General features: G+C 31.0%; 13 protein-coding genes. All 13 read right to left on the reverse strand.

The annotated features are described in order from the left end of the window. Positions 1-4: 4 nt before the first annotated feature. The 13 genes from minC to CUEA01_RS09925 all read right to left on the reverse strand — a co-directional run bounded on the left by minC (position 5) and on the right by CUEA01_RS09925 (position 16,676). Positions 5-637, reverse strand: a complete 633-nt coding sequence (gene minC, locus CUEA01_RS09865; RefSeq protein WP_234121468.1) for a septum site-determining protein MinC — start codon at positions 635-637, stop codon at positions 5-7. An 881-nt stretch (positions 638-1,518) separates the two neighbouring features. Continuing rightward, positions 1,519-4,263, reverse strand: coding sequence for a peptidoglycan D,D-transpeptidase FtsI family protein (locus tag CUEA01_RS09870; RefSeq protein WP_234121469.1), 2,745 nt, complete (start codon positions 4,261-4,263; stop codon positions 1,519-1,521). Positions 4,264-5,144: 881 nt separating this feature from the next. Continuing rightward, positions 5,145-7,892: a peptidoglycan D,D-transpeptidase FtsI family protein gene (locus CUEA01_RS09875; RefSeq protein WP_234121470.1), complete on the reverse strand. Its 2,748-nt coding sequence runs from the start codon at positions 7,890-7,892 to the stop codon at positions 5,145-5,147. A gap of 144 nt (positions 7,893-8,036) precedes the next feature. Continuing rightward, positions 8,037-10,763, reverse strand: a complete 2,727-nt coding sequence (locus tag CUEA01_RS09880) for a penicillin-binding transpeptidase domain-containing protein (protein WP_234121471.1) — start codon at positions 10,761-10,763, stop codon at positions 8,037-8,039. Between the two features lie 18 nt (positions 10,764-10,781). Beyond that, the gene (gene mreD, locus CUEA01_RS09885; protein ID WP_234121472.1) at positions 10,782-11,273 is read right to left on the reverse strand and encodes a rod shape-determining protein MreD; all 492 of its coding nucleotides are present in this window, start codon (positions 11,271-11,273) and stop codon (positions 10,782-10,784) included. A gap of 18 nt (positions 11,274-11,291) precedes the next feature. Further along, positions 11,292-12,143: a rod shape-determining protein MreC gene (mreC, locus tag CUEA01_RS09890; protein ID WP_234121473.1), complete on the reverse strand. Its 852-nt coding sequence runs from the start codon at positions 12,141-12,143 to the stop codon at positions 11,292-11,294. A gap of 8 nt (positions 12,144-12,151) precedes the next feature. Next, positions 12,152-13,159: a rod shape-determining protein gene (locus CUEA01_RS09895; RefSeq protein WP_234121474.1), complete on the reverse strand. Its 1,008-nt coding sequence runs from the start codon at positions 13,157-13,159 to the stop codon at positions 12,152-12,154. Positions 13,160-13,179: 20 nt separating this feature from the next. Further along, positions 13,180-13,866, reverse strand: a complete 687-nt coding sequence (radC, locus tag CUEA01_RS09900) for a RadC family protein (protein ID WP_234121475.1) — start codon at positions 13,864-13,866, stop codon at positions 13,180-13,182. Positions 13,867-13,878: 12 nt separating this feature from the next. After that, positions 13,879-14,487 carry a Maf-like protein gene (locus CUEA01_RS09905; RefSeq protein ID WP_234121476.1) on the reverse strand — a complete coding sequence of 203 codons (609 nt, stop codon included), beginning with the start codon at positions 14,485-14,487 and terminating at the stop codon, positions 13,879-13,881. Positions 14,488-14,491: 4 nt separating this feature from the next. Then, positions 14,492-14,749 carry a DUF4321 domain-containing protein gene (locus tag CUEA01_RS25135; protein WP_234121477.1) on the reverse strand — a complete coding sequence of 86 codons (258 nt, stop codon included), beginning with the start codon at positions 14,747-14,749 and terminating at the stop codon, positions 14,492-14,494. A gap of 150 nt (positions 14,750-14,899) precedes the next feature. Next, a complete protein-coding gene (locus CUEA01_RS09915) occupies positions 14,900-15,589 on the reverse strand; it encodes an SPOR domain-containing protein (protein WP_234121478.1) in 690 nt (229 codons plus the stop codon). Positions 15,590-15,724: 135 nt separating this feature from the next. Beyond that, positions 15,725-16,228: a GNAT family N-acetyltransferase gene (locus tag CUEA01_RS09920; RefSeq protein WP_234121479.1), complete on the reverse strand. Its 504-nt coding sequence runs from the start codon at positions 16,226-16,228 to the stop codon at positions 15,725-15,727. 211 nt (positions 16,229-16,439) lie between these two features. Then, complete coding sequence (locus CUEA01_RS09925) at positions 16,440-16,676, reverse strand: hypothetical protein (protein ID WP_234121480.1); 237 nt, start codon at positions 16,674-16,676, stop codon at positions 16,440-16,442. Positions 16,677-16,692 lie beyond the last annotated feature (16 nt).

Below are 16,692 nucleotides of genomic sequence, written 5' to 3' on the forward strand. Positions count from 1 at the left end.
TCCATTATATAAATTTATTAGGTGAATACGGTTCAACAATTATTGAATTTTCTTTTAATTTTGCTACTTCAGGATAATCAGGTTTATCATCTTCCTCTGGTGCTCTTGCAATTCTATTTGCTATTTGAAGTATTTTGGGTTGTAACCTAAATGCAGCTATAATAGCTTTTTCATTACCATTCATACCTGCATGAACTTCGCCCCTTAAAAGCCCAAACACAATTATATTTCCAGCTGCATACACTTCTGAGCCAGGATTTACATCTCCAATAATGACTATATTTCCAGAATACTTAACAACTTGTCCACTTCTTATAGTCCTTCTTAAAAATTTTGTTCTCCCCTCATATATGCCATTAAACACCTTATTGCTTTTATCTTCAAAATCTTCAAAAATGCAATCTTTTATTAAAAACTCTTCAAATAAAACATCCTTAAGTCTTCTTAAATTTTTATCATTAAACTCCTTAAGTTCAGTTGTTATTTTTAAAGTACATCCCTTATAAAACTTCTTTCCCTTTGATAACTTTCCAATTAAAGCATCGAGCATTTCATCAAAATCTTTAAAATTATTCATACTTATTATAATATTTAGTCCATCTCTATTACCTTTTAGTACTATTCCGTCTCTAATCATAACAACCCTCCACACATCCTAGTGTAGTTATCTTAAATATATTTCAACATTTTTTTATAAAATCCTTCTTTTTGTATATAATTTTTATGACTATTTTAATTTATCTTACATTTTAATAATACAACACTTTGCTTTTGCAGTAAAATAATTTTTTTATGCGAAATAAGTGTATTGCAGGATATTAAATAAAATTAATAAATCTAAGGCAAAAAACCTTTAAAACCCTAAGAAGTTTCAATAACTCGCTGAAAAGATGCTCAGACAATTGAAACATCTAAGTCTTTTAAAGTTTTTTTACCTAAGATTTATAAAATTTTATTTAAATCATCCTACAACACACTTAATTCGCAATTACAGTGGTTTAATGAAAGAACACATACCAGAGGCTTGGGCGTAAGACCATTAGGATTCTTGAACCTATATCATTAATTTCTAATGCTCCATTTCAAAGACATAAATTAATCAAAAATATTAGTGTGCCTACGGAATTTTGGTGTAGTACATAAACAATATTTATTACTAAAATCATTAAGTTTACTTTATTAAGTTGTTAAATAACAATTATATATTGTGAAACAAAGATGTAGTGGATTAATCAAAGAACCTTTGGTAGGTGTAGGAAAAAAATGATGTTAGGGAATAGTGGCGAAAAAATTTCTAAAATAAAATTGTATAAAACTTAGTGGAAAATTTTTTAAAGCTTTAGAGCTTTAGATTGTCTGAGCATCTTTTTGCGAGTTATCGAAAGCTCTTAAGCTTTAAAAAATTTGCCGCTTAGTTTTATTAATTTTATTTAGGATTTTGAGCTACTATTCACTAACATCATTTTTCTACACCTGCCAAAGGTTATTTGATTTTGCACTACACTTTGCTTCCAATGTTTAATTTTGCACATTATCAAATTCTGGTTTTGCATTTATTTCAAAATCCTGTGGGATATTATCCATTTTTAATACATTTTTAAAATATGCTTCATACATAGCCTTTGCTACATCTGTTGCTTGAGTTCCAAAACCTCCATCAAAAATTACCGATACCACAGCTATTTTAGGATTATCTGCTGGTGCATATCCTATATATTCTGCATAAGAGGTTCTCCCTATTTCATTTTCCTTCTCCTCCGTATATGGATCTGCAGTACCTGTTTTACCTGCTGTCTTAAAAGGTAAATTAGTAAATTTCCCAGCTGCAGTACCTATTTCATTAACCATTTCCATTCCCTTTTTTACAATATCCAAATTATATTTTTTTACATCCACGTTATGAATAACTTCTGGCTGTACCTTTTTTATTACTTTTCCATCAGCATCTGTTATACTATCAATAAGATGTACTTTATATCTTTTTCCTCCATTAGCTATAGTTGCAACATAATTTACAAGCTGAACAGGGGTAAACTGATTAACTCCTTGACCTATAGCTGCATTATATGTGTTGGCTGGCACTGTAGCTTCTGAAATATAATGATTTACTTGCCATGATATTCCTGACATTATTTTATTCATATCTGAACTTGAAAAAGACTTTCCACTATACAAAGGATCTGCTTCTATAAGTTTTGTAATTAAATCTGCAATTTTAGTTTTATCATCATTAGTTATAATTCTATATTTATTAGCCGCCCCATCAACTACAGCATTTTTCATAGCACTTTTAATATCAACTTTTAAACCCTTAACATCTTTATTATCATCATCTTGTGTATACAAATTTATGGCTGGAGATTTATTTAAGTATTTTTTATTTTGAAGATCAGCCATAATTGCCCAAGCTGCCTGCTGCCCAAAATTATGTCTTATACTGTATGAATTAAATACCTGACCAAAATTTTCTTGAATTTCAATTCCTGTAGAAGCATTTATACCTGAATTAGGCTTTATTCCAAGTCCAAATTCCCAAGCATATTTTGAAATTATGTCTTCTCCAAGTTTTTCTCTAAGCCATTGACCTACAGTCATAAAATAGGCATTACTTGATTTTGCAATTGCATAAATCAAATTATTTGTTCCTAAATCACCATCGGCGTTAAAATGAGGATTAAAATTCTTTCCGTCATTAAACCAACCTGGATCTCTTATAGATGTATTTTCTGTTATTGTTCCAGTTTCAAGCCCCGCTATAGCTGTAATTGGCTTAAAAGTTGAACCTGGAGGTATAAGTGACATAGTAGCATAATCATAAAGATATTTCGGTAAATAATCATATTGATCCACTCTCTTTCCCGTGCTTTTATTAATTGGAAAAAGTTCATCCATTAAGCTACTTTTAACACGAGCCTGCTTCGCTTGTGTATCCACATCAGGAAAATATTTGTTTATTGCTTCATCAGATATTCCATTTGGATCCGAGAAATCATTAGGATTAAAATTAGGCTCACTGACTAATGCTAAAATTCCACCAGTATTAAGATCTATTGCAGCAGCTGCTCCCCTCGTCGCATTTCCGGTATAGGTTTTAGAATTGTTAGAACTTTGATCATTAGGGTGTTTTTGAAGATAATCCATTGCGTTTAAAAGTGCTTTTTCCCCGGCATATTGAACATCTTTATTCAAGGTTAAATGAACATTTTGCCCTGGATAAGAATCTCTACTGGCAAATTCGTTTATTACATTTCCATTTTTATTTACTTCAACAACTTTCCCTCCAGATGATCCTCTAAGTCTATCTTCTTCACTAGCTTCAAGTCCTGCAATTCCTTTAAGATCAGAATTTATATCATATCCACGTTCAACATAACTGTCTGATTCTTCTGGTGTAGAAGTACTAATTTTCCCTATATAACCTATTACATTTGAAGCAAGTTTTCCATATGGATATTTCCTTATAGGTTCTATAGAAATATCTATGCCTGGAAGTTCATTTAATTTTTGCAAAAATGCAAAGGCAGTTGTTCGCTTTATATTACTTGCAATGGCCACTGGTTTAGATCCCGAATAGCTTTGCATTTTAACTGCATCTTTTATAACCATAAATTTTCTAATATCTTCTACAGTACATTTTTTACTTACAGTTTTACCATCCATAGTAAACTTGTATGACTTTGGAATATCATATCCCTTTTTCCCAGCCAGTTTTTCAAAAGCATATTTCGCGGAAATTTTAAGTTCCCACTTATCTACTTTTGCTTTCTGTGCATCTGTAAGATTAATTTCTTTTATACTCCCATATAAATTTCTCCTTATGTTATCTCTAAAACCTTCTTGCGTTAAAAATCTAAGCTTAGCTTCTCTTATTTCTTTGGGATCATTTGTTTTAAAGTCAAACCTATAAGGATTCACTTTTAATGGGAAATCATCATTTTGCGCTTCTCCATTTGCATCTAAAATACTAAATACTTTAGCTGCAGTAGTATAAAATGGTTTTATAGTATTATCAGATTCCATATATGTAACATTAAAGCTCTGCTCACTTGTTGCAAGTACCGTACCCGTGGAATCTAGTATTTGACCTCTTGGTGCATCTTCTTTTATAAATCTATGTGCCTTAGTATTTGCAGCTGCCATATAGCTTTGTGATTCTACAACTTGAAGAAAAACAAGTCTTACACATATGACTAAAAATATAAAAAAGACCATAACATATAAGGCTGTAAATCTTGTAAATCTTTTCTCCCTTTTAGCTTTCATATAATATTTCCCCTCTACTCTCTATATAGTGAAACTACATTTAAATTACAAATTAAAAATACAAAGTTTATCCTTACAAATTACAATTTGGGAAGCAGAGTACAAAGTACAGAGTACAGTGAATGATGATTTGCCTTTCGCTTCTCTCAGGTAAATCTTAAACTTAATGTTGCCAGCTTCGCTGAGCACCGTGTATGACGCGATTGCGCAGCAATAAAAAAATAACTTTTCAGATTTTCCGCAGTGCTAACGGAGAAAAATCATCCTTCGTTGTACTCTGTGTTAAATTGTAATTTAACAAGATACATTTAGTATTTGTAATTTTATTATTTCATAGTGATTTATCTTTAATAAATTATATATCATTATTATAGTATATTTTCAATATTTTGGTAATAAGATTTATAAAAAAACGTACTAAAAAATTATTTAGTACATTTTTTGTGTATTTTAACATTATTGCAAGGTAAGTGTATTGCAGGATATTAAATAAAATTACTATTAAGTTGTTAAAAAATAATTGTATATTGTGAAACAAAGCTGTAGTGAATTAATCAAATAACCTTTGGTAGGTGTAGGAAAAAATGATGTTGGGGAATAGTGACGAAAAAATATTTTAAATAAAATTGTATAAAACTTAGTGGAAAATTTTTTAAAGATTTAGAGATTTAGATTGTCTGAGCTAATCTTTGCGAGTTATCTAAAGCTCTTAAGCTTTAAAAAATTTGCCGCTTAGCTTTATTAATTTTTATTTAGGATTTTGAGTCGCTATTCACTAACATCATTTTTCTATACCTACCAAAGGTTATTTGATTTTGCACCACACTTTGCTTCACAATGTTTTATGATTCTCATTAAACAAATTTTAGCACGATACTATCTTAGTTTCCATCTACTTCTTGTCTTGCTGTTACATCAAAATCATTAGGTATATTTGTCATTTTCATCACATTTTTAAAATATGCCTCATACATAGCTTTTGCCACATCTGTAGCTTGAGTTCCAAAACCACCGTCAAAAATTACTACTTCTACAGCTATTTTAGGATTGTCTGCTGGTGCGTATCCAACATATTCTGAATAAGATGTTCTTCCTATCTCTTTTTCCTTCTCCTGTTCATAAGGATCAGCAGTACCAGTTTTTCCAGCTGTCTTAAACGGTAAATTATCAAATCTTCCTTTAGCTGTACCATCAAGATTAACTAATTCCATTCCTCTTTTTACAGAATCTATACTTGATTTACTAACACCTGTGTTAAATCCATCTGGCTCGACTTTTTTAATAACTTTTCCATCTGCATCAGTTATGCTGTCAATGAGATGGGCTTTATATCTTGTACCACCATTAGCTATAGTTGCAATATAATTTGCAATCTGTAGTGGTGTAAATGTATTGCTACCTTGCCCTATAGCTGCAGTATAAGTATTAGAAGGATATATTGCTTGACCTATATAATAATTTACTTGTCCTGAAATTCCATTTACTATTTTATTTATATTTGAACTCGAAAAAGCTTTTCCGCTGTATCTAGTATCAGTTTGTACAAATTTTGTAATTAAACCTGCAATTTTAGACTTATCTTCACTAGTTATCAGTTTAGATTTATCAGCTGCCCCTGAAACAACGGCACTTTTTATAGCACTTTTTATATCTGCTTTTAAGCTTTGAACATCCTTGCTATCACTATCTGCAGTATACAAATTTATAGCTGGATCCTTATTTAAATACTTTTTATTTTGGAGATCAGCCATAACTTTCCAAACTGCTTGCTGACCAAAACTATTTCTTATAGTGTACGAATTAAATACTTGCCCAAAATTTTCTTGGATTTCAATTCCTGTAGATGGACTTACCCCAGAATTAGGCTGAACTCCAAGACCAAATTTCCACGCATACTTTGCAATTATATCTTCTCCAAAGGCATCTCTAAGCCTTTCACCTACAGTCATAAAATATGCATTACTTGATTTTGCAATTGCGTTAGCTAAATCATTTGTACCTAAATCTCCATCAGTAAAAGGTAACTTATTTCCACTCTCATCAACAAACCACCCTGGATCATCTACTTCAGTAGATGGAGTTATTACTTTAGTTTCAAGACCTGCTATAGCAGTGATTGGTTTAAAAGTTGATCCAGGTTGTATAAGTGCCATAGTAGGATAATCATAAAGGTTCTTAGGCAAATAATCATATTCATCAACTCTTTTTCCTGTACTTTTATCTACTGGGAAAAGAGTATCTAGCATATTATCAGGCACTCCTTGTTGCTTCGCTTCCGCTACAACATCGCTTGGAAAATATTTATTAAAGAGCGCATCAGATAATCCATTTGGATTTGCAAAATCATTAGGATTAAAATTAGGTTCACTAACTAACGCCAAAATTCCACCTGTATTAACATCTATAGCAACAGCCGCTCCCCTTGTAGCATTTCCCGTGTAAGTGCCATGTGCCTGTGCATTTGGATTTCCCCTTAAATATTTCATTGCATTCAAAAGTTCCTGTTCTCCTGCATATTGAACATTCTTATTTAGCGTCAAATGGATATTTTGCCCCGGGTAAGGATCTCTACTTGCAATTTCATTAGTAACTCTACCACTTCTGTTTACTTCAACAACTTTTCCTCCAGCAGATCCCCTAAGTCTATCTTCTTCTGCCGATTCTATTCCCGCAATCCCCTTAACATCAGAAGTAACATCATATCCTCTTTCTTCATAGCTTTCTGACTCTGCTTTATTATTAGGGGTAATCTTACCTATATACCCTATTACATTTGAAGCAAGTTCTCCATAGGGATAATTTCTTATAGGCTCCGTAGCAACATCTATTCCTGGAAGTTCATTTAACTTCTGCATAAATGCAAAAGCAGTATTTCTTTTTATATTACTTGCAACAGCTACTGGCTTATATCCAGAATAACTTTGCATTTTAACAGCATCTTTAACTACCATAAACCTTCTAATATCTTCTATGGTGCACTTCTTACTTACAGTTTTGCCATCCATAGTATAGGTGTATGAAGTTGGAATATCATATCCTATTTTATTTACCTTACCGGGTTTACCTGCAAGCTTTTCAAATGCATATTTAGCAGTTATTTTAAGTTCCCATTTATCTACATTGGCTGATTGCTCTTTTGTAAGTTCCTTTTCGCTTTTACTTCCATATAAATTTTTTCTTATATTATCTCTAAAACCTCTATCAGTTAAAAACCTTAGTTTTTGACTTTTTATTGCACTAGGATCATTAGTTTTAAAGTCAAATGCATAATTAGGACTTACTTTTAAAGCAAAGTCATCATCTTGCGCTTCACCATTTGCATCTAAAATACTAAATACTTTAGCAATAGTATTGTAAAAAACTTTTTTATTATCATCTGTCTCCATATATGTCACATTGAAACTTTGCTCACTTGTTGCTAATACCGTTCCTGTTGAATCTAATATTTGTCCTCTTGGTGCATCTTCCTTTATATATTTGTGAGCCTTAGTATTCGCATCTTCAGAGTAGCCTTTAGCCTCTACTATTTGCAATATAACTAGCCTTGCACACATAGCTGAAAATAGCATAAAAATAAGCACAACCAATACAGTAAATCTTGTAAACCTCTTTTTCTTTTTCCACTTCATGTAAAACTGCTCCCTCACTACAAATTAAAATTATAAACATATTATAATGCATTTAATTCCATTTGTAACAGAGTTTGCAAAGATTCTACAATTAGAAACAAAAAATACACACTAACTAAAACAATTAGTGTGTATTTCTTATTTCTAATTACCATCCACTTCTTTTTGTGTAGTAAAATTAAAGTCATTTGGAATATTTGGCATTTTTAATACATTTCCAAAATAAGCTTCATACATTGCTTTTGCTATACTTGTAGATGTACCTCCGAAACCTCCATCAAAAACTACAGTTGCTATTGCTATTTTAGGGTTGTCCGCTGGTGCAAATCCAACATATACAGAATAAGAAGTTCTTCCTATCTCTTTCTCTTTATCCTGAGAATATGGATCAGCGGTACCTGTTTTACCTGCCGTTTGAAATGGTAAATTGCTAAACTGACCTGCTGCAGTACCTATGGTATTAACCATTTCCATTCCCTGTTTTATAGTACTTAAGGTTGATTGGCTAACACCTGTATCTTGAGATTCAGGTTCATATTTTTTTATAACCTTGCCATCAGCATCAGTTATACTGTCCACCAAATGCACTTTATATCTTTTTCCACCATTAGCTATGGTTGCAACATAATTTGCAAGCTGAACTGGCGTAAATTGATTAGTACCTTGACCTATAGATGCATTGTAAGTATTAGCAGGAATTGTTGCTTGATATGAATAGTAGTTCACCTCATTTGATATACCTGCTACTATCTTGCTTATATCGGAATCAGAAAAACTTTTTCCTTTATATAAAACATCAGTTTCTATAAGTTTAGTAATTAAATCCTTAATTTTAACTTTATCATCATTAGTTATAAGTTTAGATCTTTGAGCAGCTGCAGAAACAACAGCATTTTTTATTTCATCCTTAATATTGACTTTTAAGCTTTGTACATCTTTAGCATCACTATCTTGTGTATATAAATTTATAGCTGGATCTTTACTTAAATACTTTTTATTTTGAAGATCTGCCATAACAGCCCAAGCTGCCTGCTGACCAAAATTATTTCTTATACTATATGAATTAAATACTTGTCCAAAATTTTCTTGGATTTCAAGCCCTGTAGATGGACTTACTCCAGAATTAGGCTGAACTCCAAGACCAAATTTCCACGCATATTTTGCAATTATATCTTCTCCAAAGGCTTCCCTAAGTTTTTCACCTACAGTCATAAAATATCCATTACTTGATTTTGCAATAGCATTAACCAAATCATTTGTACCTAAATATCCATCGGCATTAAATTGCGCTTTAAAGCCCTTGCCATCGCTAAAACTCCCTGGATCATATATTGCTGTATATGGAGTTATTACTTTAGTTTCAAGACCTGCTATAGCAGTAAGTGGTTTAAAAGTTGATCCTGGTGGTATAAGCGACATTGTAGCATAATCGTATAGCGGCTTGGCTAAATAATCATATTGGTCTGTCCTTTTTCCTGTGCTTTTATCAACTGGAAAAAGTGTATCCATCATACTACCTGATATTCCCATATCACTTGCCTGAGTTGCTACATCAGGAAAATACTTTTTCAAAGCTGCAGTTGATAGTCCATTTGGATCAGCAAAATCATTTGGATCAAAATTAGGCTCACTGACTAAAGCTAAAACTCCGCCTGTATTAACGTCTATTGCAACAGCTGCTCCTCTTGTAGCATTTCCAGTATACGAATCATGAGCTCCATTTGGATTTTCTCTTAAATTCTTCATTACACTTAAAAGCTGCTGTTCTGCTGCATATTGAACATCTTTATTTATAGTTAACTGAATATTTTGTCCTGGATAAGCATCTCTACTTGCAACTTCATTTACAACTCTACCATTTTTATTTACTTGGACAATTTTACCTCCAGCAGATCCTCTAAGCCTATCTTCTTCTGCTGATTCTATTCCTGCAATTCCCTTCAAATCAGTATTAACATCATATCCTCTTTCAAGATAACTCTCAGATTCCGCTGTATTTGAAGGAGTAATTTTACCTATATAACCTATTACGTTTGAAGCCAACTTTCCATATGGATACTCTCTTATTGGCTCAGTAGAAATATCTATTCCTGGAAGTTCGTTTATCTTCTGTAAAAATGCAAAAGCAGTATCTCTTTTAATATCACTTGCAATAGACACCGAATTGTATCCAGAATAACTTTGCATTTTAACTGCATCCTTTACTACCATAAATCTTCTGATGTCTTCTGCACTGCATTTTTTGCTTACAGTTTTACCATCCATAGTATAAGTATATGAAGTTGGAATATTATATCCTTTTTTACCAGCAAGTTTTTCAAAAGCATACTTAGCCGTTATTTTTAACTCATAATCATCTTCTTTTTTCTTCTGTGCATCTGTAAGATCAGTTTCCTTTTTACTCCCATACAAATTTTTTCTTATATTATCTCTAAAACCTCTGTCAGTTAAAAATCTTAATTTTTCTTTTTTTATCGTGTCTGGATCATTAGTTTGAAAGTCAAATGTATAAGTTGGACTTACTTTTAAAGGAAAATCATCATCTTGTGACTCACCATTTGCATCTAAAATACTAAATACTTTAGCAATAGTAGTGTAAAAAACTTTTTGAGTAGTATCTGTTTCCACGTATGTAACATTAAAACTCTGCTTACTTGTTGCAAGTACTGTTCCAGTAGAATCTAGTATTTGTCCTCTTGGTGCATCTTCCTTTATAAATTTAGTTGCCTTAGTATTTGCATCTGCCGTGTAGCTTTGTGCCTCTACTACTTGAAGCACAACTAACCTTGCAAATATGGCTGAAAAGACAATAAAAATTACAACAATTAACGCAGTAAATCTTGTAAATCTTTTTTGCTTTCGTTTCTTCATATAACTTACCTCTTTATATTAAAATTTCCAAGTTTTAATCATGTATTCTTTTTGGCATAGTTTGTACGTAATTCTATATATTAAAATTGCTACAACAAAATCATATAATGCGTTATAAAAGCTAAAATAAATATTTGTAAATTCACCGCACATATACAGTATTACAAACAGTAAAATACCCTTTATAAAGGCTAAACCAAATATGCTTATAGTAGGCATAAATATTTTTTCTTTAAAAAGATTTTTTCCAATTTGCCCAGCTACAAAACACAATAATACATTTGTAAACAAATTAGCTCCCAAACCATTAAAAAAATTGATATCCTGTAAAAATCCAGTAACAATTCCAATCCAAATACATGACCACTCACCACTTATAATAGAATAACTCAGTGCAAAAACAAACAGAAAACTAGGAGAATATCCATTGATACCTATAAACGGGCTCACACAATTATCTACAAGTAAAAGTATTAAAATAGTACAAGCTAAAACAAAAATTTTTTTCATTACAAATCACCTAAAATCTTAGTTATCATCATATTTTATCTCACTTTTGTTGTTGGGGATAACTACTTCTACCCCTGAAAGTTTATTAAAATCTACATAAGGCTCAATTATTGCAGTTTTCTGAACCTTACTGCTATCAACTTGAACACTTGTTACTTTTCCTATTTGAATATTTTTAGGGTAGTATCCTCCGCCCATTCCTGAAGTAAGTATGACATCTCCTTCTTTTATATCAGAACTTAACTGCAAATATGTTAGCTGAACCAAATTACTATTATCATTATCAATATAGCCTCTTACAGTACCACTGCTGTCGTTAGTTCTTTTAACTAATGCAGCAACAGTAACGCTATCACTGCAAATTGTATCCACAATAGAAGTATTTGACGCAACAGACGAAATCTTACCGATGAGCCCGTCACTATTAACTACAACCATTCCCTTTGCAATTCCATCTTTTGAGCCTCTATTTAATTCGAATGATTTAGTAACTGCATTTTTACCTATTATTTCGCAGCCAACATAGGTATATTCTGAATTTACTTTTTCATAATGAAGATCTTTTCTTAATTGATCATTTTCCTTTTTTAGTGAATCATATAATAATGCTTTTTTTTCTAATTGGCTATTTCTAGCCTTTAACTGCTGATTTTCATCCTTAACACTTGAAAAACTGAAAACAAAACCCACAAAATCTTTTATATTATTATTTACATTATAAAAAAATCCCTGTACCGTCGAAAGCGTTGCTGATGCACCACTTTCTACAAAAGAAACCTTCTCTCTCTTGACACTATATGCAACCAATATCAAAAAGCTAACTGACAGAACAATTATTGTTACTGTCAGCTTATTCTTAAAAAGTTTCATTTTATACCTCAGTCATTAGCTAATTTTTCAAAATGATCTAATGCTTTTCCTGCTCCAAGAGCAACACAGTCAAGAGGTGATTCCGCAATATGTACAGGCATATGGGTTTCTTTATTAATCAAGCTATCAAGTCCTCTGAGAAGAGCTCCTCCTCCAGCAAGCATTATTCCTTTATCCATAATATCAGCTGCAAGTTCAGGTGGAGTTTTCTCAAGTGTTAATTTTATAGCATCAATTATTGCTGACACAGGTTCATTCAAGGCTAATCTAACCTCTGCTTCACCAATTTCTATATCTTTAGGTAAACCGCTAACCAAATCTCTTCCTTTAATAGTTAATGATTCTTCAACTTCATTAACTTTGAAAGCTGATCCCAATGTCATTTTTACATTTTCAGCAGTTCTTTCACCTATCATCAAATTATACTCTTTTTTAATATAACTTATTATTGCCTGATCAAGCTCATCTCCGGCTATTCTAAGAGATTTACTTGTAACAATACCTCCAAGAGAAATAATAGCTACTTCTGTTGTTCCGCCGCCAATATCTACAATCATGCTTCCCATTGGCTCTTCTACTGGAAGACCTGCTCCTATTGCTGCTGCCATTGGCTCTTCCATAACTTTTACTTCTCTTGCACCTGCTCTTTTTGTTGCTTCTTTTATTGCTCTTTTTTCAACTGCTGTAACTCCAGATGGGTGACAAACTAAAATTCTTGGACTTGCAAAAGCACTTTTGGAACTTGTTTTGCTTATAAATCTTTTAAGCATATTTTCTGTTATATCAAAATCTGCAATTACACCATCTTTTAAAGGTCTTATAGCAACAATATTTCCAGGGGTTCTTCCTATCATTTGCTTTGCCTCTTCACCTACTGCAAGTACATCCTTATTTTTAGTGTTAATTGCTACTACTGAAGGTTCTCTTAATATTATCCCCTTCCCTTTTATGTAAACTAAAGTGTTTGCTGTTCCAAGATCTATTCCCATATCTCTTGATATTCCGAAAAATCCCATTTATCTTTCTCCTTTCAAATCTAAATTATTCCTTTTTCCTTAAAACTTATATAAATTCCATCCCCTATGATTATATGATCCAATAGCTCTATACCAATGATTTTTCCACACTCTTTAAGCCTTCTTGTTATATTTATATCTTCCCCGCTTGGCTCTGGATCTCCCGATGGATGATTATGACATACTATAATCGATGCTGCATGCTTAACTATTGGCTCAGTATATACCTCCCTAGGATGAACTATTGAAGAATTCAAACTTCCTACTGATACATCTGAAATTTTTATGACCACATTTTTAGTATTTAACATAATAACATATAGATGTTCTTTGTCAAATGCGCGAAGCTCTTCCATAACCAATTTCGATGCATCTTTAGGCGATGATATTTTATAATTGTCACCAGATTTATATGCCCTAAATCTTTTTGACAATTCTCCTAACGCTAAAATTTCAACTGCCTTTGCCATCCCAATTCCTTTTATTTTTATAAGTTCATCTGCACTTGAATTTAAAAGTCCATTTAGACCTCCATTAACATTTAAAAGTCTGCTACTTATTGCAAGTACATTCTCCTTCATTGTTCCACTTCTAAGTATTATGGCGAGAAGTTCACTATTTGAAAGTTTATCTGCACCATATTTTAAAAGTCTTTCTCTCGGTCTCTCATTTTCTGGTAAATCTGATATTTTGAAGTTATTATTCATAATTTTCCCTTCCTAATCTAGATTTACCCCCATCTCCATAATCATTTTATATAATTTATTCAAAGGAAGTCCTACAATATTATAATAGCATCCTTGAATTTCTTCTACAAAAACTGCTGCTTTTCCTTGAATACCATAAGCACCAGCTTTATCGATACTTTCCCCAGAATTTACATATTTAATTATTTCACTATCTGAAAGCTTAGAAAACATAACCTCTGTACATGCAAAATCACTTCTGACTTCACCAGTTAATGAATTAACTAATGCAATACCAGAATAAACTCTATGTTTTTTACCACTTAGTTTTTTAAGCATCATTATTGCTTCATCATTATTATTAGGCTTTCCTAATATACTTTTGTCAATTTCTACTACTGTATCACATCCAATTATTAATGCACCACTTTTTTTTAATTTACTATATTTCTCCTCATTCATTATTTTTTCTAATGAACTTCGAGCTTTACCTTCAGCAAGGGTCATTACATATCTTGGAACATTGCTAGAAAATTCTATTTTTTCTTCATCAAAATCACTTTCAATAACATTAAAGTTATCTGAAATCTTTTTTAAAAGCTCTTTTCTTCTAGGAGAGGATGATGCCAATATTAATTTCATCTTTTCACTTCCTGACCTTCTTATATATTATTATTGCCAATATCATACATACTATAGACATCAAATTTATATTTATATTCAATCCAAACGTAAAGCTTAAAATCTTAAAATCTATTACGAATGGCTTTGCTGTTCCTATATTATATGATACCTTCAAAAAACTTAACATCGAAAAATGATTACCTAATATTTCTCCTACAAATGTTCCTCCGATTCCTCCTATTAGTATAAAAAGTAAATAATATTTAAAACTTTTATTCACTTTACCCCCACCTTAACTGTACATCTTTTATAGTTTATCATTTAATGTAAACTTAAACAAGTATTTAAACTATTATTCAAAAAAAATTCAATTATATTTTTAGAAAAATTTTTCCAAAATATCAATTGAATAAAATATATATTATTTTAATTATTTTAATTTTTTTAACTCGTTATAAACAAATGTTTCTATATCACTTATATTTGACTTATTAATTTTATCCGGAAGCTTATTTATGTTATTTTTAAGTTCCAAGTTTAAATTATAGTTTTTATACTTCTTATCTACCTTTTCAAGTTTGCTACACCACTTTTTTATTGATTCAGTTTGTACATCACTTACATCCTTATTAGCTACTTTATTTATAATTTCTAAATAAGCATCTATAATTTTTCCTATTTCAATATCACCTGTGCTATCATTATTAATTTCAATTTTAATTTTATTTATGTCTATTTTATTATCATTAAGTACCTTACTCACACTATCATAATTATTTTTATCAGTTATACAATAAAAAACCTTATAATAGCTTCCATCCTTAATCATAAATGGATTTCCTATAGCCTTAAGTTTATTCATAAGTGCATCAGCATTTTCTTTTTTAGAATGTACACCACATTGAACAATATAATATTCAGTATTTGCACTTTCTGTTTTTTTGCTAACTTGTTCTTTAGCTGTATCTTTATTCACAGTAGTTTCTACGCCTGCTTGTACAAATATAAACTTAAAAATAACACTTCCAATTAAAAAAGATAAAAATAATATTATAATAACACATATAGCAAAACCATAATTGCCACTTTTCTTTTTAAGATTGTATCTTGTATATCTCATTTTATCATCTCCTAAAGCTTTTATATAGATAAACCACTTGAAAAGTTAAAATTGCTTATTCCAAATTGTATATCTATATATACTATTAACTTTAATGAGATTTTATGTTTTAAACTTAGGCATCTTAAAAATACCTTAATTGTTTTTCTTAAATATAAGTAAATCTTCTTTATTCTTGCGGCTAGAATAGAACTCTTTATTTACCCTCTCAATTTTAAAATTAGCGTCTTTAAAAACTTTCATTGTCTTTTTTTCACTGCTTGATATCCCCGTTAAAAATGAGTCTATGCCAAAATTTCTTGAAAAATAACCAAGCACATTTAAAAGTATATCTTTTTGCTCTATAATATCGATATAATTTTCATCTACACAAAAACAAGAAATCCACACCATATTTGTAGCTTTAAACTCCATTCTTCCTTTTAATATGCCAAAAATCTTATCATTTTTACTTATTTTTAAAAAGAATTCACATTCGCTCATATAATACTCTAAAAATCTCTCATACAAATCACTAAAATCAATATTGTACTTCAAGTCGATGTGCTGACATTGAGACCATTCCTTAACTTTAGCAACATCTTTCCCCTGTATGCTAGTTATAGTTATGTTGTTAAACTTAATATTTATATCAAACATACCGTTCACCCCTATTAAAAATAATTCTACAGAAGTTTGATATATCCTTTTCTCTTAAAAACAAAAGCTATGTTTTAAATTTAAAAATTTATTAATCAATGCATAATAAAAAAAGGTGAAGGTTCTTAGCGTGCACAGCACCATAAGGCCCTTCACAGCTACTAAAGATATACCATTTTGATAGTTGAAATGATATATCTTTAGTACTCTTTTAAAACAATTCATCAGGATCAACACTTACCACTCTTGGCATAACAAAGGGAAATTCTCCAAACGTATTTCCCATAAAACTATCTTTCCTAAAACATTCCGGATATGTTGGAACATTATATCTCATCATTTGGCACCTAATACATGGGCATTCCTGCATTTCATAGCCCATCATATTATGTTCTCTACACATATTTGGCATACACGGATTTTCAAAATCATAATTATTATACTCCATTTTTCCCTCCACAATT

Origin of the sequence: Clostridium hydrogenum, from assembly GCF_021432385.1 — a bacterium.
GTDB classification, from domain to species: Bacteria; Bacillota; Clostridia; order Clostridiales; family Clostridiaceae; genus Clostridium_S; species Clostridium_S hydrogenum.